This is a genomic window from Soonwooa sp., assembly GCF_030151385.1.
Classification (GTDB): Bacteria; Bacteroidota; Bacteroidia; order Flavobacteriales; family Weeksellaceae; genus Soonwooa.
The window spans coordinates 1-21,472 of sequence record NZ_JASLDS010000014.1; the positions used below are offsets into that span (position 1 = coordinate 1).

Sequence of the window (21,472 nt, forward strand, 5' to 3'; positions counted from 1 at the left end):
TCTATGACAGCTTTTTCATACATCCCGCTTACTCCAACCATTACAACAAAATCGTGATTAACAAACAGTTCTTCTAGCTTCGCCAATACTTCTTTCTCGAATTGTCCGATCGAATAATAATCATCAATACTAAGATTGGCTATAAAATGATGTGGTACTTCTGCCAATTCTTCGTCGGAAGGAACTGCGGTTCCTATTTTCATTTCTTTATAAAACTGTCTCGAATCGCAGGATATAATTTCTGTTTTCAGAAACTTTGCAATTTCGATAGCGAGTTTTGTTTTTCCAATTCCGGTAGGTCCGACAACAGAGATTAAGCGTTTCACAATTTTATTTTTTGCGAAAATACGAAATCGAATAATTATTATTAATTTTAATCCACTTTTGAAACAAAATATGACACCCAATATTCAATCCAAATTACCCAATGTCGGCATCACCATTTTTACAGAAATGAGCCAACTCGCAGCAAAAGAAAATGCAGTTAATCTATCACAAGGTTTTCCCGACTTTCCTATTGACGCAAAGCTTACTGAATTTCTAGAAGAAGGTTCAGCAAAAGGATTCAACCAATATTTGCCAATGCCTGGCTACATTGGACTTCGCGAAGCTATCCTGAAAAAAATGTACGACAGTCACAAAGCAACTTACGATATCGAATCCGAAATCACAGTAACAGCTGGCGCAACACAAGCCATCTTTACTGCGATTGCAACAATTGTAAAACCTGGCGACGAAGTCATTATTATAGAACCTGCTTATGATTGCTACGAGCCGACGATTCAGCTTTTTGGTGGCGTTGCAAAACACTTAACGCTTCGCAAGCCCGACTACGCCATCAATTGGGAAGATTTTAAAAATTTAATCACCAACAAAACTAAGCTCATCATTTTCAACAATCCCAACAATCCTTCCACTCGAATTTTAAGGGAATCCGATATTCAGGAGCTGATTAAAATTATTAAAGACACCGATATTTTCTTGTTGAGTGATGAAGTCTACGAAAACATCACGTTCGATAATAAAGAACATTTGAGTTTTGCCCGTTATTCCGAGCTAAAAGAAAGAAGCTTCATTGTGGCATCTTTCGGCAAGTTGTTGCACATTACAGGCTGGAAGTTGGGTTATATTTTAGCGCCAAAAGAAATGATGTCAGAGTACAGAAAAGTTCATCAATTCAATGTTTTTTGTGTTAACGCGCCAGCTCAATATGCGATTGCAAAATACATGGACGAGGTTTTGGACTACCATGATATCGCAAAAATGTATCAATCCAAACGCGATTATTTCCGCAACGCCCTTGCTGGTACGGATTTCAAACTACTCAATTGTGAAGCCACTTACTTCCAAGCGGTGGACTATTCTGCGATTTCAGACCTTGGTGACAAAGACTTTTGCAAACATTTAACACAAGTTTATAAGGTTGCGGCTATACCTTTCTCAGCCTTTTATCATAATTTTATGGACGAAAAAGTAATTCGATTCTGTTTCGCAAAAAAACAGGAAACTTTAGATCAAGCAATTGAACATTTACTTAAACTTAAAATATGAGAAAATTAATCGGTCTTAGCTTTTTATGCCTAGGATTAATGGCGTCTGCACAGACCAAAAACGATCCCAAACAACTGAAATTTGCTAGCCTCGATGTCAGTCCGTTGGACATGGTTTATTATCCGTTGGACGCTGCAACAGGTAAAAATGTTGCGCCAATTATGAAGATCACCTACTCGCGCCCAGCTAGCAAAGGAAGACCAATTTTTGGGAATCTTGTAAAGTACAACGAAGTTTGGCGTTTTGGAGCCAACGAAAACACGGAGCTAAAAGTTTACAAACCAATCAAAATTGACGGTAAAGAGCTTGCTGCAGGCTGTTACAGCATCTACGCAATTCCTGGAGAAACGGATTGGACAATGATTATTAACAAGACCACTGACGTTTGGGGCGCGTATGCATACAATGCCGCGAACGACCTTATACGTGTCAAAGTTCCGGCAACTAAGTTGACAACGCCAATCGAGAATTTTTCGGTAAGCTTTGTGAAAACTGACGACGGGGCCAATATGGTTGCTGCTTGGGACAGTACACAAGTTAGCATGCCTATAACATTCTAAATATTTTTGGGCGTACCCCAACACCCCGACTGAAAGAACATTTCTTTTATAAAGGAAGATTTCGGCAGTCGGGGCGCTGGGTCGGTCTCCTACGGACTACACTTCGTTTCGGTCCACGGAAAAGGCGAAGCCTGCGGCTTCGCCTTTTCCGTGGACTTTGTCTTTCAGACAAATCCTCCGTCCACCTTACGCAATGCCGTTGTCCTCTAAACCATAAAAAGTTCATTAACAAGGCAAGCAGCCAATCGTGCCGTTCTATCTTGAATATCAAACTCTGGATTCACCTCTGCGACATCCAAAGCTTTTAGTTTTTGACTTGCCAAAATATGTCTGTAAAGATTCATAAATGCGGGATCAGCCATCATTCCATTGTATGCAGAAGCACTCACGCCAGGCGCAATTGCCGCATTGAAAACATCCATACAAATCGTGACATACAAAACATCTACACTTTCCAAAAACCGATTCACTTCAATATAAAGTCGTGGAAGATTCTCGAAAAATAATTCCTCTGCAAGAATGTAATTCATGCCCAATTGATGAGTCGTATCGAACAATTTCAGAGTATTACTATTTCTTTGAATTCCGATATGCAAACTGTTAATTGGTCCTTCTTGTGCAATTTGCCAAAATCCCGTCCCCGAACTTGCTAATCCATTTTCAGGTTCACGATTATCAAAATGTGCATCAAAATTTATAATACCAATTTTAGCATCAGGGAAAGCTTTTCGCACACCTGAATAATGTGCAAACGTAATCTCATGTCCGCCACCAAGTCCAACAGATTTCCCTCCTTTCTTCAAAACCTCCGAAACTTTCGTAGCAAAATCTTCTTGACTTTCTTCTAGGTTTTGATTTTCACAGTAAACATCTCCAAAATCCAACAATCTAAAATCCGCTTGTACAACAGGAAAATTCGACATATTCTTACGAATAATATCTGGAGATTTTGCTGCGCCAACGCGACCTTTATTACGTCTTACACCTTCATCAACCGCAAATCCATGAATTGCAAAAGCATTCTCTGACACATCAGAAAAATCATTGGTATTTTTAACACGTTGGAAAATTCGATGATACAACGCTTCATCACCATCAAAGCGACCTTGCCAATCAAATGCCATAATTATATTTTTTCACCGTTAATGAAAGTATGCTTTGCAGACATACGACCTTGATAGTACAACACATTGTTAAAGTTATCCGTTTCGAAACTTACAAAATCTGCTTTTCTATCTTTTGCGATAACACCTCGGTCTTCAAAACCAAGTGCATAAGCTGCACGATAAGTCATCGCCGCCAAAACTTCTGCAGTTGTCAATTTTTGGAACGTCGCCAAAATAGAAGCTTGCGTTATTAAATTTCCCATCGGTGCCGAACCAGGATTCCAATCACTTGCAATTGCAAAAATAGCACCTGCATCTAGCAACTTTCTAGCTGGCGCGAATCGATCGCCCAAGCCAATACTTGCACCAGGCAAAGCGATTGCAACGGTATTAGATTGCGCTAAAAATTCTATATCTTCATCAGCAGTTGCTTCGAGATGATCCGCAGATTGCGCACCAACCTCAACCGCAACGCGAGAACTTCCCGCAGTGAATTGGTCTGCGTGTACAGTAATCAAAAAGCCCATCGCTTTTGCCTTTTCCAAAAAGACTTTTGATTCTTCTGGTAAGAAAGCGGACTTCTCAATAAAAATATCGACACGCTTCGCCAAATCTTCTTCTTTAACTTTAGGAAGAATATCATTTAAAATATAATCTAAATATTCTTGATTTCCTCCATCGAAATCTTTCGGTTTAAGGTGCGCTGCCAAACATGTAGGTACTAAAGTCGCTTTAGTCTTGGTTTGTGCTTTTTTAACAATACGAAGCATTTTTAATTCCTCATCAACGTTTAATCCATAGCCACTTTTGATTTCAATTGTTGTAATACCCAAACTAAGAAGATAGTTGATTCTTTCTAAAGTCGTTTTTAGCAATTCTTCCTCAGAAGCATCACGTGTGTGTTTTACGCTACTCCAAATACCACCACCAGCTTCTGCAATTTCCAAATAAGTTTTACCAGCATTTCGCATCGCAAAATCATTCGCGCGATTTCCTCCAAAACAAATATGCGTATGTGCGTCTACCAAAGCTGGCAAAAGCACTTGTTCAGTTTCTATAAAATCAATTGACGCGTTTGGATTATTAGATTTTAGTTGTTCAAAATCGCCAGTAGCAACAATCTTTTCTCCATCAACCAAAACACCTGCATTTGTCAATATTTCCAAGGATTCATCTTGGATTTTTCCTCTTAAAGGAAGTTTATCTAAAGTTACAATTTGTCTAAAAGGACCAATAATTTTCATAAATAAAATTTAGAGCAATAAATTTAAGCATAATGTTTTATCCAAACCTTGTAAATCGCCATCGGATTTTGATTTAAAAAAAATGCAGTTCTCTGTCGAAACAAAAAACTGCATTTTCTATAATGAAAAATCTAAAACTTATTTGGCGTGATTCATCGTGTTGGCATCAATATTAATTTGTAAACCTTGCGCCACACGCATTCCCAACTCGATATTTGCACGGAAGAAATGACACAATTGTCTGTTAATAATCAACTCACGATGTGGTCCCGAAATGCCACTCATCGATGCAATAATATTATGTATTAGCGCAGCGCGTTCTTCCGTATTCATCGCTTTGGTGTACAAAAGACCAGGTTGCGTGTAATGATCATCGTCATTTTCATTACGGTTGTAACTCGCAACGTGATTGCTATCCAATTCGTATTCAAAACTTTTATAAGCAGCGTCTGGATTGACATTGTCAAAACTATTAGGATAATAATTTGGACGATCTTTGTATGTACTAGAGTCCGCCATACAACCATCTCGTTGATAATTATTGACTGCAAAAGGACAACGATTAACTTCTAAAAGATGAGAATTAGCGCCTAATCTATAACGGTGTGCATCAGGATACGAGAATAATCTTCCTTGCAACATTTTATCAGGTGAAAAACTAATTCCGTCAACTAAATGACTCGGTGAAAAGGCAGCTTGTTCTACATGAGCAAAGTAATTAACAGGAATTTCATTGAGTTCCATTTCGCCAACTTCAATCAATGGAAATTCAGAATGTGGCCAAACTTTGGTTACATCAAAAGGATTCCATCGGAAGTCTTTTGCCTCCTCTTCCGTCATGACTTGGATGTACAATGTCCACTTTGGAAAGTCTCCAGCTTCGATTGCATTTACCAAATCTTCTTGCGCGAAATCTGGATTTTCACCTTTCATTCTAGCAGCTTCTTCAATATTAAAATTCTTGATGCCTTGTTTTGTTTTAAAATGAAATTTAACCCAAGTTCTTTCATTTTCAGCATTAATCATCGAAAAAGTATGCGACCCAAAACCATGCATATGACGATAGCCATAAGGTGTCCCACGATCTGACATCAGTATTAAAACTTGATGCAGCGACTCTGGATTAAAACTCCAAAAATCCCACATCATCGTAGCACTTTTCAGATTGGTTTTTGGCTGTCTTTTCTGTGTATGTATAAAATCTGGAAACTTTTTGGAGTCTTTAATAAAGAAAACCGGCGTATTATTTCCGACCAAATCCCAGTTACCATCTTCGGTATAGAATTTCAACGCAAAGCCTCGTGGATCTCTTTCTGTATCTGCACTTCCTTTCTCACCACCAACGGTCGAGAAACGAGCGAACATTTTACAAGTATTCCCTACTTTCGAAAAAAGTTTCGCTTTGGTATATTTTGATATATCTGCTGTTACCGTGAATTTTCCATAAGCACCACTTCCCTTTGCATGAACAACCCTCTCAGGAATACGTTCGCGCACAAAGTGTGCTAAGTTTTCTTGAAGTACAAAATCTTGCAACAAAACTGGACCTCTCGGACCAACTGTCTGCGAATCTTGATGTTCGAAATATGGGGAACCTACTGCATTTGTTAACTTATCAGAACTCATAAAAGCTTCTTTTTTTGGATGGATAAAGTTACGCAATATCTAAGAGATTTTGGAAGCTTGTTTTATAATTATTAGTTAAAAAATATTCGTGTTAAAATTTAGAAAGCCATAAAAAATCTATTCATCAAACAAATTAATAGTTATATTTGTAATAGATAAAGTATATTAAAGTGAACATTCAACAACTAGAATACCTTATTGCTGTCGATAAGTATAAGCATTTCGGGAAAGCGGCACAGGCTTGTTTTATCACGCAACCAACGCTTAGTGCGATGATTCAGAAATTTGAAGAAGAATTAGATCTTAAGATTTTTGATCGTACAACACACCCAATTCGTACAACCGACGCAGGTGGTGTTATTATAGACCAAGCCAAATTAATTGTCGATGCGGTTAACGAATTAAAAAACAAGGCGCATCAACTGAATAATATTTTGGCAGGTAAAATAAATATCGGAATCATCCCGACCGTAGCAGGTTATATTTTGCCAAACGAAATTTTTAGTTTTATCTCAAAAAATCCTCAAATTGATCTTAATGTTAAAGAAATGACAACTGAAAATGTCATCAAAGCATTAAAATCGGGAGAATTGGATGCAGGTATTATTTCGACACCTTATGATGCTGCCAACGAGTTCTATCACGATTTTCTTTTCAATGAAGAATTAATGCTCTACGCTTCTGATGAAGATTGTAAAAATAAAGAAGAGCGCTTTGTGGTACCAGAAGAAATCGACGTTGATAAAGTATGGTTACTTGAAGAAGGCAACTGCTTGAGAACTCAGTTTGAAAATATTTGTCATTTAAAAGAGAATAAGCTTAAGCCAAAAAATTTAGATTTTGCAGCTTCCAATGTTAATACATTAATCCAAATGGTTGATAAGTTGGGAGGCATTAGCATCATTCCAGAAATGGGCATTGAGCAACTTGCTCCAGAGCAAAAATGCAAAGTGACGAGATTCAGAAAACCTTTCCCATACAGAGAAATTAGTTTGATATATTATAAGCCGACTTACAAACAAAGAATCATCGACGAGCTAATTTCAGAAATTAAAACATCTATCGAAAAGCGCCTAAACTACTACAAAGCGCCGAAAGATTATAAAAGTGTAAAACCTCAGTAAATGAGGTTTTTATATTTTTATGAAACAATATTTTGCAGAGACAAAAATAGTATTTAACTTTGCAGTCTAAACTTAGAGGAAAAATTTGACCTGATTGCAACCTCCATAAAAAATGCTAAAACAGAATTATCTTTTTAGTTCCTTTTATATTGCAATCGCAGGTTTTTCTATAAATTTTTAAAAAAGGAATATTATGCCATATTTATTTACATCCGAATCAGTATCGGAAGGACATCCAGACAAAGTAGCAGATCAAATTTCTGATGCCTTAATCGACCATTTCTTAGCTTATGACAAAGACTCAAAAGTTGCTTGCGAAACGCTTGTAACAACTGGTCAAGTGGTTTTAGCAGGTGAGGTTAAATCAGAAGCTTACTTGGATGTACAATCAATCGCTAGAGACGTAATCAATGGTATTGGTTATACGAAAAGCGAATATATGTTCAACGGAGACTCTTGTGGTGTTATCTCTGCAATCCACGAACAATCTTCGGATATTAATCAAGGTGTTGATCGTGCTGCATCTGCAGAAGATTTCGAAGCAAAAGCTAATGCGCAAGGTGCTGGTGACCAAGGGATGATGTTTGGTTACGCAACCAACGAAACTGAAAACTACATGCCATTAGCATTAGATTTAGCACATCAAATTCTTAAAGAATTAGCAGTTCTTAGAAGAGATAATGATGCGATTAAATATCTTCGTCCAGATGCAAAAAGCCAAGTTACTATCGAGTATTCTGATGATCACAAACCAATCAGAATCGACAGCATCGTTGTATCGACGCAACATGATGACTTTGGATCAGAGGAAGCGATGCTTGCAAAAATTAAGAAAGACATTATCGAAATCTTAATTCCAAAAGTAAGAGAATCTCAAAAACCTGAAATCCAAGCTTTATTCAACGATCAAATCAAATATCACATTAACCCAACTGGAAAGTTTGTAATCGGTGGTCCTCACGGCGATACAGGATTGACAGGTAGAAAAATTATTGTTGATACCTATGGTGGAAAAGGCGCTCACGGTGGTGGTGCATTCTCTGGAAAAGACCCATCAAAAGTTGACCGTAGTGCAGCATATGCGACAAGACATATTGCTAAAAACCTTGTAGCTGCAGGTGTTGCAGACGAAGTTTTGGTTCAAGTTTCTTATGCAATTGGTGTTGCAGAGCCTTGTGGTCTTTACATCAATACTTATGGAACTTCAAAAGTTGATCTTCACGATGGTGACATTGCTAAAAAAGTTAATGAGTTGTTTGATCTTCGTCCTTATGCAATCGAGCAAAACTTAAAACTTCGTAACCCTATCTACCAAGAAACGGCGGCTTATGGTCATATGGGAAAAGACTATTATGTGGGAAGCAAGACTTTCAACAAAGGTCACAAAAATGAAATTACTTTAGATAATCTTGAGTTCTTTACTTGGGAAAAACTAGATCGCGTTGATGACATCAAAAAAGCTTTTGGATTGTAATCAGCTAATTAATAAAATCTTTAACAGCTTTATTCTTATGGATAAAGCTGTTTTTTTTTATTTTTGAATTTTAATTATCTCTTATGTACTTCAATAAAATACTATTTACAATAAGCCTCGTTTTTAGTTCCGTATTTTTTAATCAAACTAAAGCGCAAATGACAACACATTGGCTACTCAATACAGGTTATGTATATCAAAACCAAAGCTTCGGCGAAATAGGTGTTAAAGCTTTGTTCCTAAAGAATGATGATATGTTATACAGATTGGGCGGATCAGCACTTTTAGGTAGCGCTAACGGAAAATTTGCGATACTTCCAAAGTTACAAGGCGACATACTTTTCAACTTCCAACAAGGCGTTGACCTTTACCATTCGCACTATTTTTTAGTAGGAGCCGAAGCAACAACAAAATATATTGCACCAAAAGTTGGCGTTAGTCTTTTAGGCATTATTGACTTAACTGCAGGCTACGGCTTCGGTTTTTCGGGACAAAATATTAACGGAAAAGAACTAAAAGGTCTTAATATTAACTTTGGTCTTAATCTACCTTTCGTTATGCTAAGTGACATGCTTAAATAGTTTTAACATTTTAAATATGTTAAAATTGAAAATTTAAGATATTGTTAACTTTTTTTTACTATATTTACAAACATCAAATCACCAAACTATCGATAAAAATTTTATCTCTTTTTTAAATAAATAATGTAGAAACTAAGGAATGCGCAAGCATTTCGAAGAATTCATGTGAGAGATAAAGTTATGAAAACACAAACCGATAGTCAATTAATCCACTATTATCAGGGAGGCTGTGAGACGTCTTTGTCAAGACTAATCCACAGACATCAAAAAGAATTGTTCAACTTTATATTTTATAAGGTAATGGACGAGGAATTAGCCAACGACCTATTCCAAGAAACATTTATGAAAATAATTGTAACGCTTAAAGAGGGACGTTACAAAGAGGAAAATAAATTTATTCTGTGGGCAAAAAGAATCGCACACAATCTTATTATCGACCATTATCGCCTTAAAGCGAAACATATCAAAGTGTCGGAATCATCATACCAAGATGAGGAGTTTAGTATTTTTGACATCATCAAAGAACCAGACAACAACATCGAAGATCTTTTGGTTAACCAACAAATCAATGATGATTTAACCAAGATGCTTTCCCTATTGCCAGAAAACCAACAAGAGGTTATTAGACTGAGATTTTTTGATGGTCTTAGCTTTAAAGAAATTGCAGAACACACAGATTCTAGTATTAATACTACTTTAGGACGTGTAAGATATGCCTTGATTAATCTTCGAAAAATAATGGAAGATTATAACATAATTTTAACAAAGTAATATATAATATTTTGAGGCTTAAGTCGTTTTAAGGTTAAATAGTAAAATAGCCTATGAAAAAAAACGACACTTTAGCACTTAAAAGTTTGAAACCGAAAAAGGAAACAATAGCATTTTTATTAAACTACTCAAAAAGTTTGGAGGTAGTTAAACTTAAAGATGGACATCCAATCGGTATTCTGAAGAACTAAAATCTCACTAAATAATAGTTTTAGATTTAATGATTGTATTCATTTGTATGGTTAAAATTGATTAGTTTTGTGCCTTATGGAAAAGATAAGGCACATTTTTTTTGATTTAGACAATACACTTTGGGATCACCGCAAAAACGCATATTTGACTATTAAAGATTTGTTTGTAAAAATGCAAATCTCTGAGAAATACAACATTGAGTTTGAAAGTTTTCACAAAGTCTATGATCGCATTAACGAGGATCTTTGGGAGTTAATTCGAGATGGAAAAATTGACAAGGAGCATCTTCGCAAGCACAGATTCTATGATACTTTTTTAGAGTTTGGAGTGGATGATCTAGAACTAGCTCAATACTTTGAAACCCATTTTCTAGACCAAATTCTTTCTTACAATGATTTGGTTGATGGCGCTGAAGATTTATTAAAATATCTAAAAGCTAAACAGTACAAACTCCATATCATATCAAATGGCTTTCAAGAGGTGACCGAACGAAAATGCATTTTGTCAGGAATCAACAAATATTTTGAAACGATAACCAGTGCGGATTCTGTCGGAAAACGAAAACCAAATCCAGAAGTATACAAATTTGCTTTAAACGAAGCAAAAGCATGCATTGAGGAAAGCCTTATGATTGGTGACGATTGGATTGCAGATGTAGTTGGTGCAACTAATTTTGGACTACAAACAATCTTTTTCGATGCCCTCAATGAAAACATCGATTATCCATTAAAAGTTAGAACAATTTATAAATTAAACGAACTTCAAAATCTGATATAAAAAGAAAGCCGCAAATGCGGCTTTTATTTTATAATGAATCCAAATGTTCATCTGTGATTTCCATATTATGGAAAACATTCTGCACATCATCATCATCTTCGAAACGCTCTAGCATCTTCATATTAGTCGCAAATTGCTCAGCCGTAACTTCCTTTGTATTATTAGGAATTCTTTGCAATTCTGCGCTTTTAACTTCAATTTTAATATCATCTAGCTTGTGAGATAATGTACCAAAATCTTCAAAAGCCGTTGTAATAATCACTTCTGTTTCATCTTGGTCAATTTCTTCCGCACCACCATCAATCATTTCCATTTCGAAATCATCCCAATCCATTGCGATGTTAGCTTTATCAATAGTAAAAATCCCTTTTCTATCAAAAATAAAAGACAACTCCCCATTCTTCCCAAGGTTACCATCAAACTTATTAAAAATGGCTCTTACGTTTGCAACAGTACGTGTAGGATTGTTAGTTGTACATTCTACAAAAAATGCAACACCGCCTTGTCCATATCCTTCATAAGTGATCTCTTCATAATTTTCAGCATCGGCACCTGATGCTTTTTTGATAGCACGCTCAACATTATCTTTTGGCATGTTAGCACCTTTCGCATTTTGAATACAACGACGTAAGGCTGGATTGGATTCTGGATCAGAACCTCCAGCTTTAACTGCTAGTGCGATATCCTTTCCAATTTTTGAAAAGGTTTTGGCCATCTTGTCCCAACGAGCCATTTTCGATGCTTTTCTATATTCAAATGCTCTTCCCATTTTATGTTTGAAATTTATTTACAAAAATACTTGCAATTCGCGAATTATGAAAATTTTTAAATAAAAAAACACCCTCAATTGAGGGTGTTTATACTTAGAAAAATAATTTAATTATTTTTTCTTTTTAGCTGGAGCTTTTTTCTTAGCTGGAGCTTTTTTAGTAGCTTTTTTCACTGGAGCAGATGGAAGGTCACTTTTCTTATAAGTTTCCCAATCAGCACCTGAAATAGCTCTTACGATAACTTTTCTATCAGCTTGTCTTTCAGCATCAGAAGCAGTAGCAGGTACTGTAGCTTCTTGAGAACCGATACCAATTGATTTCAAATAAGTACCATTAACACCTCTAGCTTCTAAAGCTTTAACTACAGCAGCAGCTCTTTCTCTAGATAATTTTAAGTTGTAAGCGTCAGAACCTTTTTTATCTGTAGAACCAACAATTACGAAGTTTGCAGCTGGAGCATTTTTGATGATATCAGCAGCTTCATCTAATTTACCATTAGAACCTGCTTGGATTGTAGCTTTGTTAAAGTCAAATAAGATATCTTTTAACTTTTTAGTTACAGTAATCTCAGTTGGCTCTGGACATCCGTTGTATTCAGGAAGACCTGGAACTGTAGGACAAGCATCATCTTTGTCAAGGATACCATCACCGTCAGTATCTGGCCAAGGACAACCGTTGTTTTCAACTGGACCTGGAACTGTAGGACATTGATCGTCTTTATCTAATACACCATCACCGTCAGTATCTGGCCAAGGACAACCGTTGTTTTCTTTTGGACCAGCTACATCTGGACATTGATCATCGATATCTGGGATACCATCACCATCTGTATCAGGACATCCTTGGAACTCAGGTAAACCTGGTGTATCAGGACATCTATCATCTTTATCAGGAATACCATCTTTATCTCTATCAGTATTACCAAATCTGAATAATAATGAAGCAGATGCTTGCCAGAAGTTAGCAATATTAGATTTATCACCAGGAGTTGAAACATAGTCGCCTTGAACACCTAAACCGAAGTTTTTAGTTACCCAAAGATTAAGACCTGCACCCGTTGCAACAGTGAAGTGATTAGCTTTACCTGCTCCTCCTTCTCCATCCCAAGAGCTATAAGTACCACCTCCTCTTACTTTAGTATCAGTAATAGGGAAGTTAACACCTGTATAATCATGTCTTAGGTAGTTAGCACCCACTCTCAAATACGGATCAAACCAAGAATCTTCATTCCAAAGACCATTAAATTTGAATTGTAAACCAAGACCTGTTTGTAAGAAGAATTCTTTATCAAGACCAAATCTCTTGTTATCAACATTACCAACAGTTGTTTGCCAGTCTAGAACTAAATACTTGTTTAAGTTTCTAGCAACAGTTAATTTTGATAATGGCGGTGTAATGGAGTATTTTGAAACTCCAAATAAATTTTCTTTAAAGTTCCAAGCAGAGAAAGTTCCACTGAACTGGCTTCTTTGTGCTACATGGTTCACTCCGTGCATACCAACTCCGATAACCCACGGGTTAGAAGTCGTCTGAGCGAAAACAGTAGAGGCAACTGTAAGTGCCAAAGCTGAAATTCCTAATTTTAGATTTTTCATAGAATTAAATGATTAAATAATTGATAATGCAAAATAAATATAAATTTTCTTTAAAAACAAAGTTTTTTTAACTTTTCTTTAATAGTCTCTGGAGGTTAACTTTATTCTCTCTGTCTTTTATAGCCTCTCTTTTGTCATAAAGTTTCTTTCCCCTAGCCGATGCAATCAGTAGTTTGGCTTTACCTTTATCATTAATATATAACTTTAACGGTATTATAGTATTGCCAACATCCTTTAACTTTTTTTTAAGTTTTTGCAATTCGTATTTATGCAGTAGCAACTTCCGTGCCCTTCTTGCCTTATGATTATAAAAAGTCCCCAATTTATACTCATCTATCTGCATATTAACAATATATAGTTCATCTTCGGTGAATTCGCAGAAACTTTCTGATATTGATGCTTTTGAGGATCTAAGGGATTTAATTTCAGTACCTGTCAAAACAATTCCCGCTTCATATTCGTCGAGAATTTCGTACTCGAAACGAGCACGTTTATTAAGAATATTAACAGTTCTTTCGATTTTCATAGGCTTATATATAGTATAAGATGATACAGTTTATTATACCAACTTATTTTCGTAATTTCGCACAAATTTACAAAACTATATGTTAACAGTATCTAATTTATCATTACAGTTCGGGAAAAGAGTACTTTTTGATGAAGTCAATATAAAATTTACAAAAGGAAATTGTTATGGTATTATTGGTGCCAATGGTGCTGGTAAGTCAACATTCCTTAAAATATTAAGTGGAAAACAAGAAGCAACTACAGGAAATGTTTCTTTGGAGCCAGGTAAGAGAATGTCTGTTCTTGAGCAGGATCACTTTGCTTTTGATAACTTCACAGTTCTAGAAGCTGTACTTCGTGGTAACAAAAAATTATTTGAAATCAAAGAAGAGATGGACGCTTTGTACGCAAAAGAAGATTTCTCCGACGAAGATGGTATTAAAGCTGGTGAACTTGGTGTTATCTACGACGAAATGGGCGGATGGAACGCCGAGTCAGATGCACAAACGATGTTATCTAATGTAGGTATCAAAGATGATATGCATTATCAAATGATGTCCGAACTTGAAAATAAGGACAAAGTAAGAGTTTTGCTTGCACAAGCTTTGTTTGGAAATCCAGATGTTTTGATCTTGGATGAGCCTACCAACGACTTGGACATTGACACAATCGCTTGGTTAGAAGATTTCTTAGGAGGTTACGAAAACACGGTTATTGTTGTATCGCACGACCGTCACTTCTTGGATGCGGTATGTACACACATTGGTGACTTAGATTATTCAAAACTTAACTTATATACAGGTAACTACACATTCTGGTACCAAGCTTCACAATTAGCGACAAGACAGAGAGCGCAAGCTAACAAAAAAGCTGAGGAAAAGAAAAAGGAATTACAGGACTTTATTGCGAGATTTAGCTCTAACGTTGCAAAAGCGAAACAAGCAACTGCTCGTAAAAAAATGATTGATAAATTAAACATCGAGGACATCAAACCATCTTCTCGTCGTTATCCAGCAATTATTTTTGACCAAGAAAGAGAAGTTGGTGATCAAATTCTAGAAGTTAAAGGTTTAGAAAAAACCAAAGATGGCGAATTGTTATTCTCAAATGTTGACATCAACCTTAAGAAAAACGATAAGGTTGCAATCATCTCTAGAAACTCTTTGGCGATTACGGAGTTCTTCCAAATTATTACAGGAAATGCAGAAGCAGATAAAGGAAACTACCAATGGGGCGTTACAACAACTCAAAGTTATATGCCACTTGACAACTCTTCTTTCTTCCAAGAAGAAATTAACCTTGTAGATTGGTTGCGTCAATTCGTTTTAACTGACGAAGAAAGACACGAAGAATATGTAAGAGGTTTCTTAGGAAGAATGCTATTCTCAGGAGACGAAGCGCTTAAGTCAAGTCAAGTTCTTTCCGGAGGTGAAAAAATGCGTTGTATGTTCTCTAGAATGATGCTTAAAAAAGCAAACGTTCTAGTGATGGACGAACCAACCAACCACTTAGACCTAGAAAGTATCACAACCTTGAACAACTCTCTGAGCAACTTCAAAGGTAACATCCTACTTTCTTCTCATGACCACGAAATGTTACAAACAGTCTGTAACCGTATTATTGAGTTAACGCCAAAGGGTGTTATTGATCGTGATATGTCTTACGACGAATATCTAGAAGATAAAAAAATTAAAGAACTAAGAGACCAAATGTATTCTTAGTATTTATAAAAATTAATTCTAAAGTGAGCTTAACATATTAGGCTCACTTTTTTTACATCCAAATCACAAAATAAAACGCCTCTTTTTTTTGTTTATTTTTTCAAAAAATCGTATTTTGGGGCAAATAGAATTTAGATGAAGCTCAAACTGCATTGGACCCACGTATTCCCGATTTTAGCATGGATATATTACTTTACGGGAATCACAGATAGCAATGGTTGGTTTAGTCTCATCGGCGCTTTTCTATTAATTGCGAGTGTTCTATCTGCTGTTCATCATGCTGAAGTTGTCGCCTTAAAAGTCGGCGAACCTTTCGGAACCATTATTCTCGCTTTAGCTATTACCATTATTGAAGTTGCGTTAATTATTTCGCTCATGATTGCGGGAGGCGATTCTGCGGTTACCTTAGCGCGAGATACGGTTTTCGCTGCAATTATGTTGATTTTAAATGGAATTCTCGGCGCTTGTCTTTTGGTTGGCGGTGCAAAGTTTCATGAACAATATTTTGCGAGATCATCCGCCAATACTGCTTTGGTAAGCTTGGTTGCGATTTTGGTTTTAACATTGGTTCTTCCAAATTACACCACAAGTATCAACGCACCACTTTTTAATAATGCGCAGTTAATATTTTTTGCAATCGCTTCATTGGTAATTTATGGTGCATTTTTGATGGTACAAACTGTTCGTCATCGTAATTACTTTTTAGCTGAAGGCGAAGGCGAACATGACAATGCTGTCCCTCCAACCAACACCAATACCATCGTAAGTTTAGTTTATCTTTTAATTTGTTTAGGTATTGTTGTATTAATGGCAAAAGCACTTTCTCCTAAAATTGAAGAAATCGTACACAATGCTGGTGCACCAAAATCTTTAGTCGGTGTTATTATTGCAGCAGTAGTACTTTTACCAGAAGGGCTTGCAGCCATTAAAGCAGCGCGACGAAATCACTTACAAACAAGTCTCAATTTAGCTTTAGGGTCGGCATTAGCAAGTATTGGACTAACAATTCCAGCTGTTGCTATTGTTTGTTTAATCTACGATTTTCCGTTAGTATTAGGTCTTGACATCAAATCGATGGTGTTGATGGCACTATCCTTATATATTGTAATGCTTTCTCTTAATAGAGGAAAAACCAATGTCTTATACGGCATTGTGCTCCTTGTCGTGCTAATGGCTTATATTTTCACTGTAATTGTTCCGTAAAAATGACTTATAAGAGTTTTGAAACCGAAAGACTTATTCTAAAACCAACAGGCTTAGATGACGTAGATTTTATTTTTGAATTGATGAATACGCCAAAATGGATTGAATATATTGGCGATCGAAACATTAAAACAAAAGATGATGCAAAACAATATATCATTGATCGCCACATTCCGAATTTTGAAAAAAATGGCTTTGGAAGTTATACTCTGATTTTAAAAGAAAACGGAAGCAAAATTGGTTCGAGTGGACTTTACAAGAGAGACAATCTAGATGTGGTCGATATCGGTTTTGCTTTTCTTGATGGATTTGACGGAAAAGGTTATGGCTACGAATCTTCAAAGAAAATATTGGATGTCGCAAAATCCGAATTTGAATTAAAAAAAGTTTCGGCGATTACTTTACCTACTAATATTGCATCTCAAAAGCTCATTGAAAAGCTTGGTCTGCATTATCAAAAAATGGTTAAACCTTTTGCTGATGACAATGATGAATTGATGTATTATGAAATGGATTTGTAGCTTTATTTTGTAAAAACATTAATATCTGCAAAAGACTTAGATTAACAGGTCGCTCCTACGGAGCTCACCGCCCTTTTACAAACATTTTCTATTAACAGTATATTCCTACAGAACTTTTTATTAATGTTAAAAAACTTTGTGATTTAAAAACGTTTCAAGATTTGTGATGGAACTGAAGATTTAGCTTGCCGTAATTTTTGGATTTACAGAGTTAGAATATTAAGAAAACAAATGAAGTCTCTATTTCTTTTGCAATTAACTCAGATTAAAAGGTCGCTCCTACGGAGCTCCACACTCTCTTGTCAACATTTTTCTATTAACAGAATGTTCCTACGGAACTTTTTATTAATGTCCAAAAAAACTTACTGAGTTAAAAACGTTTCAAGATTTGTGATGGAACAGAAGATTTAGCTTGCCGTAATTTTTGGATTTACAGAGTTCGAACCTTAAGAAAACAAATGAAGTCGCTATTTTTTTGCACTTACCGCAGATTAATAGGTCGCTCCTATGGAGCTCAGTACTCTATAGTCAACATGTTTCTATTAACAGTGTGTTACTATGGAACTTTTTAGATTTTTTGAATAATTGTCTTGAATACAAACACATTATAGAAAGTTCAAACCTAGAAAGAAGCTTAAGTTTTAAATCTTTAAACGGCAATTTTCGTTAAAATAGCTGTGTCAAATTTTCTAAGAACACGCGATTTGCGTGAGGGCGAAGCGCATTGTTGGAGCTCGTGATGAGAGGCGGCGGAGCGTAGCGGAGCTGTCCGAGCATCACAGCGACTGCGCGTAGACCGACCCGCTTGTTGTGGCGGCTGGGAAACCTCATAGGATTTTGAAAACCTATAAGGTTTGAGCCAAGGCCAAACAAAGGGGCACGCCCAAATTTTAAGATTCTAAAATCTGCGCCGCGTGATCTTTGGTTTTAACTTTTTCGATAACTTCAGTACAAATGGAATTTTCGTCAAAAACAAAAGTCGTTCTCACAATACCCATAAATTCGCGTCCCATAAATTTCTTAAGCTGCCAAACGCCAAATTTTTCAATAATATCGTGGTTTTCATCAGCTAATAAATCGAAAGGTAATTCGTTTTTGGTGGCGAAATTTAATTGACGTTTTTCCGAATCAGCACTAACGCCCAGCAATTGATAACCTTGCTTTTTAAGCACCGAATAATTGTCGCGAAGATTGCAAGCTTCTGCCGTACAACCTGGCGTGCTGGCTTTTGGATAGAAGAAGACAACCAACTTTTTGCCTTTATAGTGCGAGGATTTTATCGTTTTTCCGTTTTGATTTGTTGCTTCGAATTCTGGAAGCGCATCACCTACTTTTAACATTTCTTTTTTGTGTAAATTTACGTCCAATATGACAAAAAAACAAAGAGCCCAAATCGTCTTGGACGAACTGGAAAAATTATATCCCGTGCAGCCCATTCCGTTGCACCACACCGACCCTTTCACGCTTTTAGTAGCTGTGGCACTGTCCGCACAAACGACCGACAAAAAGGTTAACGAAATTTCGCCAGCCTTATTCGAAGTTGCAGGAACACCACAGCGCATGGCAAAATTGGAAGAATGGGAAATAAAAGAACTCATCAAAGAAATTGGCCTCAGCAACACCAAAGCGAAAAATTTAAAAAAGATGTCGGAGCTTTTGTTAGAGCGTCACAACGGCGAAGTTCCGCAAACTTTTGAGGAGTTAGAAGCTTTGCCTGGCGTGGGGCACAAAACTGCGTCCGTGGTGATGAGTCAAGCTTTTGGCGTTCCTGCTTTTCCTGTAGACACGCACATCCATCGCCTTATGAAACAGTGGAAATTGACGGAGGGCAAAAATGTTGTCCAAACCGAAAATGACGCCAAAAAACTTTGGCCAGAGAATACTTGGAACAAACTGCATCTTCAGATTATTTTCTATGGTCGAGAATACTCGCCAGCACGAGGAAAAGGCGAAAAAGATTTTATTACAAAAATGCTTTTTGAGAAGTAAAATAACAAGGGCGTCGAATCTCCGATTCGACGCCCTTGGATTACAACATCAGTAATTTTATTTTTGTTTTTTAGACCAAAGATTCATTTTGCGGTCTAACACATCTAATGGCAAACAACCTTGACTCAGCACTTCATCATGGAAAGCCGCAATATTAAACTTCTTGCCCAATTGTTTTTGATATTTGTCGCGAAGTTCACGAATTTTTAGCGCACCAATTTTATAGCTTAAAGCTTGACCTGGCATCGCCATATAACGCTCCACTTCTGCCGTTGCACCCGCTTCATCATAAGCCACATTAGTCAAGAAATATTTAATCGCTTCTTCTCGGTTCATTTGTCCAGTATGCAAACCTGTATCAATCACCAAACGCACGGCACGCAACATTTCATCACTTAAAGAACCCATTTTTTGATAGGGATCCGTGTAAAGACCAAACTCAGGACCCAAAGATTCGCAATATAATGCCCAACCCTCGCCATAAGCGCCCAACCATCCAAAACGCATAAATTTCGGCAACTTGGTATTTTCTTGCTGTAACGAAACTTGATAATGATGACCAGGAATTGCTTCGTGCAAGAACAAAGATTCCATACCAGAAGTTACATTAAACTTTTTAGGATCGGGAATCGGAATATAAAAAATACCTGGACGTTTGCCATCTGGCGTCCCTTGGATATATTCTGCACTAGCACTGGCTTCACGAAATTTTTCGGTTTGACGAATTTCGAAAGGTGTTTTCGGTGTTACATTAAACATCGTCTGAAGCTTTGGTGTGATTTTATCCAAAATAGCCTGAAAAGCATCCAAGATTTCTTTTGACGTTTTGTAAGGCATTGCTTTGGGATCTTGCTTAACGTGTGTTAAAAACTCTTCCAAACCACCTTTGAAGCCCACCTTGTTTTTAACGACTTCCATCTCTTGTCGAATTCTCGCCACTTCTTTAAGACCTAAAGCATGGATTTCGTCAGGTGTTTTGTTTGTTGTCGTCCAACTTTTAACATAGTATTTATACATATCATCACCCGACGGAAGTGCGTTATAACCATCTGTCAATCTCGCTTTCGGAAGATATTCATCTTTTAGAAACGCGTGCATTTTTGTATAAGCAGGGACAATTTTGCTTTTAATAGCTTCTTGATACAGCTTAGTGTATTTGTTCGCTAAAACAGGTTTTATGTTTTGAGGTAAAGTTTTGATAGGACCGTAAAAAATATTTTTGTTAAAGTCCAAAGTGTTAATTTCTTCGGCGCCCATCTGGTCAATCATTTTGACAACCAAAGATTTAGGCAGAACAACACCTTTTGACATTCCAGTTCTAAAATTTGCAATCGCGGCATCCATCCAAGCAGGAAATTGATCCATACGCTTCAACCAGTTTTCATAATCCAATTCCGTTTTGAAAGGTTGACTTCCCTTTCCGCTTCCATACAATGGAAATTCTAATGGTAAACCCGAAAACTGCGTAAAAGGAATATATTCTGGATGATAAACATAGCGCTCTACTTTATCTTTAAGTGTTGAATCTAATACATCGTACACCACTTTATCATCATCCGACAAGCCATCATAATCAACTTGCTTTAATTGCTTCTGAACATCATTATAAAAAGAAATTTCTTTAGAAATAAACTCCGGCGCAATATTAACAGGCAATTGATCATTGTACAAGCTATCACCTTGCGCTGTTGACTCTAGAGGATACATTTTAAGATACTCCTCATAATATTTATCAGCAATGTCTTTCAGATTAGAACCTTTATTAGGTTGATCTTGGGATTTTTGCATGGGCGTATCATTCTTTTTGCAAGCCATTACGACAAAAGCAAACAAAATGCCCAGACTTATATTAAATATTAACTTTTTCATATTAAAATTAGCACTTGTAGCAAACAAAATTAGCGAAATAACATTTATATTGACCCATAATAATTGATGTTTAAATTTTTAATTTAAAAATTTTTCCAATTGAATCAATTTTTTATCTTTGTTCTAATACAATAAATCAAATTAAAAACTAAACAACATTAGTAAACCTTACAATGAAAGGGCTATTAAAAATTTATCATCCGGATGAAACTTTAAAATATCACATCCAGAACACGTATTGCAAAGCAGTCTACAACAATTCGTTAAACACTTTGGAAGTTGAAATAATTA

General features: G+C 36.4%; 21 protein-coding genes. 12 read left to right on the plus strand and 9 right to left on the minus strand.

Annotated features, from left to right (window positions below; genetic code table 11):
• Window positions 1-329 (minus strand): isopentenyl transferase family protein (locus tag Q1V95_RS01900; RefSeq protein WP_300669736.1); only part of this gene is annotated, 329 nt, incomplete at its 3' end.
• Between the two features lie 67 nt (window positions 330-396).
• Between Q1V95_RS01900 and Q1V95_RS01905 the strand changes: the two genes are divergently transcribed.
• Both Q1V95_RS01905 and Q1V95_RS01910 read left to right on the plus strand, forming a co-directional pair.
• The gene (locus tag Q1V95_RS01905) at window positions 397-1,551 is read left to right on the plus strand and encodes a methionine aminotransferase (RefSeq protein WP_300669694.1); all 1,155 of its coding nucleotides are present in this window, start codon (window positions 397-399) and stop codon (window positions 1,549-1,551) included.
• Window positions 1,548-2,111: a DUF2911 domain-containing protein gene (locus Q1V95_RS01910; protein ID WP_300669696.1), complete on the plus strand. Its 564-nt coding sequence runs from the start codon at window positions 1,548-1,550 to the stop codon at window positions 2,109-2,111. The genes Q1V95_RS01905 and Q1V95_RS01910 overlap by 4 nt, the downstream gene beginning before the upstream one ends.
• A 206-nt stretch (window positions 2,112-2,317) precedes the next feature.
• Here the strand turns inward: Q1V95_RS01910 and hutG are convergent, their stop codons facing one another.
• From hutG to Q1V95_RS01925, 3 genes are all read right to left on the minus strand, one after another.
• Window positions 2,318-3,235 (minus strand): formimidoylglutamase, encoded by a 918-nt coding sequence (gene hutG / locus Q1V95_RS01915; protein WP_300669698.1) that lies wholly within the window; start codon window positions 3,233-3,235, stop codon window positions 2,318-2,320.
• A gap of 2 nt (window positions 3,236-3,237) precedes the next feature.
• Window positions 3,238-4,461 carry an imidazolonepropionase gene (hutI, locus tag Q1V95_RS01920; RefSeq protein WP_300669700.1) on the minus strand — a complete coding sequence of 408 codons (1,224 nt, stop codon included), beginning with the start codon at window positions 4,459-4,461 and terminating at the stop codon, window positions 3,238-3,240.
• 138 nt (window positions 4,462-4,599) lie between these two features.
• Window positions 4,600-6,087 (minus strand): catalase, encoded by a 1,488-nt coding sequence (locus tag Q1V95_RS01925; RefSeq protein ID WP_300669702.1) that lies wholly within the window; start codon window positions 6,085-6,087, stop codon window positions 4,600-4,602.
• A gap of 170 nt (window positions 6,088-6,257) precedes the next feature.
• Between Q1V95_RS01925 and Q1V95_RS01930 the strand changes: the two genes are divergently transcribed.
• The 6 genes from Q1V95_RS01930 to Q1V95_RS01955 all read left to right on the plus strand — a co-directional run bounded on the left by Q1V95_RS01930 (window position 6,258) and on the right by Q1V95_RS01955 (window position 11,006).
• Window positions 6,258-7,211 carry a hydrogen peroxide-inducible genes activator gene (locus Q1V95_RS01930; protein WP_300669704.1) on the plus strand — a complete coding sequence of 318 codons (954 nt, stop codon included), beginning with the start codon at window positions 6,258-6,260 and terminating at the stop codon, window positions 7,209-7,211.
• Window positions 7,212-7,404: 193 nt separating this feature from the next.
• Complete coding sequence (gene metK, locus Q1V95_RS01935) at window positions 7,405-8,685, plus strand: methionine adenosyltransferase (protein ID WP_300669706.1); 1,281 nt, start codon at window positions 7,405-7,407, stop codon at window positions 8,683-8,685.
• A gap of 158 nt (window positions 8,686-8,843) precedes the next feature.
• Window positions 8,844-9,266 carry a hypothetical protein gene (locus Q1V95_RS01940; RefSeq protein WP_300669708.1) on the plus strand — a complete coding sequence of 141 codons (423 nt, stop codon included), beginning with the start codon at window positions 8,844-8,846 and terminating at the stop codon, window positions 9,264-9,266.
• A 180-nt stretch (window positions 9,267-9,446) separates the two neighbouring features.
• Complete coding sequence (locus tag Q1V95_RS01945; protein WP_300669710.1) at window positions 9,447-10,037, plus strand: sigma-70 family RNA polymerase sigma factor; 591 nt, start codon at window positions 9,447-9,449, stop codon at window positions 10,035-10,037.
• A 53-nt stretch (window positions 10,038-10,090) separates the two neighbouring features.
• A complete protein-coding gene (locus tag Q1V95_RS01950) occupies window positions 10,091-10,228 on the plus strand; it encodes a hypothetical protein (protein ID WP_300669712.1) in 138 nt (45 codons plus the stop codon).
• Between the two features lie 76 nt (window positions 10,229-10,304).
• Window positions 10,305-11,006 carry a YjjG family noncanonical pyrimidine nucleotidase gene (locus Q1V95_RS01955; protein WP_300669714.1) on the plus strand — a complete coding sequence of 234 codons (702 nt, stop codon included), beginning with the start codon at window positions 10,305-10,307 and terminating at the stop codon, window positions 11,004-11,006.
• A gap of 28 nt (window positions 11,007-11,034) precedes the next feature.
• On the opposite strand, the gene Q1V95_RS01960 is transcribed toward Q1V95_RS01955, so the two are convergent.
• From Q1V95_RS01960 to smpB, 3 genes are all read right to left on the minus strand, one after another.
• On the minus strand, window positions 11,035-11,775 hold the full coding sequence (locus Q1V95_RS01960) for a YebC/PmpR family DNA-binding transcriptional regulator (protein WP_300669716.1): 741 nt from the start codon (window positions 11,773-11,775) through the stop codon (window positions 11,035-11,037).
• 111 nt (window positions 11,776-11,886) lie between these two features.
• Window positions 11,887-13,371, minus strand: coding sequence for an OmpA family protein (locus tag Q1V95_RS01965; protein WP_300669718.1), 1,485 nt, complete (start codon window positions 13,369-13,371; stop codon window positions 11,887-11,889).
• A gap of 67 nt (window positions 13,372-13,438) precedes the next feature.
• Entirely contained in the window at window positions 13,439-13,897 is a 459-nt protein-coding gene (gene smpB / locus Q1V95_RS01970; RefSeq protein WP_300669720.1) for an SsrA-binding protein SmpB, read from the minus strand.
• Window positions 13,898-13,976: 79 nt separating this feature from the next.
• On the opposite strand from smpB, the gene Q1V95_RS01975 reads away from it, so the two are divergent.
• From Q1V95_RS01975 to Q1V95_RS01985, 3 genes are all read left to right on the plus strand, one after another.
• Window positions 13,977-15,599: an ATP-binding cassette domain-containing protein gene (locus Q1V95_RS01975; RefSeq protein WP_300669722.1), complete on the plus strand. Its 1,623-nt coding sequence runs from the start codon at window positions 13,977-13,979 to the stop codon at window positions 15,597-15,599.
• Between the two features lie 135 nt (window positions 15,600-15,734).
• Complete coding sequence (locus tag Q1V95_RS01980) at window positions 15,735-16,802, plus strand: ionic transporter y4hA (RefSeq protein WP_300669724.1); 1,068 nt, start codon at window positions 15,735-15,737, stop codon at window positions 16,800-16,802.
• A gap of 2 nt (window positions 16,803-16,804) precedes the next feature.
• Window positions 16,805-17,323, plus strand: coding sequence for a GNAT family N-acetyltransferase (locus Q1V95_RS01985; protein WP_300669726.1), 519 nt, complete (start codon window positions 16,805-16,807; stop codon window positions 17,321-17,323).
• Window positions 17,324-18,213: 890 nt separating this feature from the next.
• Here the strand turns inward: Q1V95_RS01985 and bcp are convergent.
• Window positions 18,214-18,663, minus strand: coding sequence for a thioredoxin-dependent thiol peroxidase (gene bcp / locus Q1V95_RS01990; protein ID WP_300669728.1), 450 nt, complete (start codon window positions 18,661-18,663; stop codon window positions 18,214-18,216).
• A gap of 28 nt (window positions 18,664-18,691) precedes the next feature.
• Here bcp and nth point away from each other — a divergent pair, with 28 nt between their 5' ends.
• Window positions 18,692-19,312: an endonuclease III gene (gene nth / locus Q1V95_RS01995; RefSeq protein ID WP_079666424.1), complete on the plus strand. Its 621-nt coding sequence runs from the start codon at window positions 18,692-18,694 to the stop codon at window positions 19,310-19,312.
• 57 nt (window positions 19,313-19,369) lie between these two features.
• On the opposite strand, the gene Q1V95_RS02000 is transcribed toward nth, so the two are convergent.
• Window positions 19,370-21,181: a DUF885 family protein gene (locus tag Q1V95_RS02000; RefSeq protein WP_300669734.1), complete on the minus strand. Its 1,812-nt coding sequence runs from the start codon at window positions 21,179-21,181 to the stop codon at window positions 19,370-19,372.
• Window positions 21,182-21,472 lie beyond the last annotated feature (291 nt).

What these genes read in the sequence shown, in the direction of transcription:
- Q1V95_RS01985 (WP_300669726.1), top strand. Translation starts at nt 16,805, where the DNA reads ATGACTTATAAGAGTTTTGAAACCGAAAGACTTATTCTAAAACCAACA.
- Q1V95_RS01975 (WP_300669722.1), top strand. Translation starts at nt 13,977, where the DNA reads ATGTTAACAGTATCTAATTTATCATTACAGTTCGGGAAAAGAGTACTT.
- Q1V95_RS01960 (WP_300669716.1), bottom strand. Translation starts at nt 11,775, where the DNA reads ATGGGAAGAGCATTTGAATATAGAAAAGCATCGAAAATGGCTCGTTGG.
- hutG (WP_300669698.1), bottom strand. Translation starts at nt 3,235, where the DNA reads ATGGCATTTGATTGGCAAGGTCGCTTTGATGGTGATGAAGCGTTGTAT.
- Q1V95_RS01925 (WP_300669702.1), bottom strand. Translation starts at nt 6,087, where the DNA reads ATGAGTTCTGATAAGTTAACAAATGCAGTAGGTTCCCCATATTTCGAA.
- Q1V95_RS02000 (WP_300669734.1), bottom strand. Translation starts at nt 21,181, where the DNA reads ATGAAAAAGTTAATATTTAATATAAGTCTGGGCATTTTGTTTGCTTTT.
- Q1V95_RS01950 (WP_300669712.1), top strand. Translation starts at nt 10,091, where the DNA reads ATGAAAAAAAACGACACTTTAGCACTTAAAAGTTTGAAACCGAAAAAG.
- Q1V95_RS01910 (WP_300669696.1), top strand. Translation starts at nt 1,548, where the DNA reads ATGAGAAAATTAATCGGTCTTAGCTTTTTATGCCTAGGATTAATGGCG.
- nth (WP_079666424.1), top strand. Translation starts at nt 18,692, where the DNA reads ATGACAAAAAAACAAAGAGCCCAAATCGTCTTGGACGAACTGGAAAAA.
- Q1V95_RS01940 (WP_300669708.1), top strand. Translation starts at nt 8,844, where the DNA reads ATGACAACACATTGGCTACTCAATACAGGTTATGTATATCAAAACCAA.
- Q1V95_RS01945 (WP_300669710.1), top strand. Translation starts at nt 9,447, where the DNA reads ATGAAAACACAAACCGATAGTCAATTAATCCACTATTATCAGGGAGGC.
- bcp (WP_300669728.1), bottom strand. Translation starts at nt 18,663, where the DNA reads ATGTTAAAAGTAGGTGATGCGCTTCCAGAATTCGAAGCAACAAATCAA.
- Q1V95_RS01980 (WP_300669724.1), top strand. Translation starts at nt 15,735, where the DNA reads ATGAAGCTCAAACTGCATTGGACCCACGTATTCCCGATTTTAGCATGG.
- Q1V95_RS01905 (WP_300669694.1), top strand. Translation starts at nt 397, where the DNA reads ATGACACCCAATATTCAATCCAAATTACCCAATGTCGGCATCACCATT.
- hutI (WP_300669700.1), bottom strand. Translation starts at nt 4,461, where the DNA reads ATGAAAATTATTGGTCCTTTTAGACAAATTGTAACTTTAGATAAACTT.
- Q1V95_RS01965 (WP_300669718.1), bottom strand. Translation starts at nt 13,371, where the DNA reads ATGAAAAATCTAAAATTAGGAATTTCAGCTTTGGCACTTACAGTTGCC.
- Q1V95_RS01955 (WP_300669714.1), top strand. Translation starts at nt 10,305, where the DNA reads ATGGAAAAGATAAGGCACATTTTTTTTGATTTAGACAATACACTTTGG.
- smpB (WP_300669720.1), bottom strand. Translation starts at nt 13,897, where the DNA reads ATGAAAATCGAAAGAACTGTTAATATTCTTAATAAACGTGCTCGTTTC.
- metK (WP_300669706.1), top strand. Translation starts at nt 7,405, where the DNA reads ATGCCATATTTATTTACATCCGAATCAGTATCGGAAGGACATCCAGAC.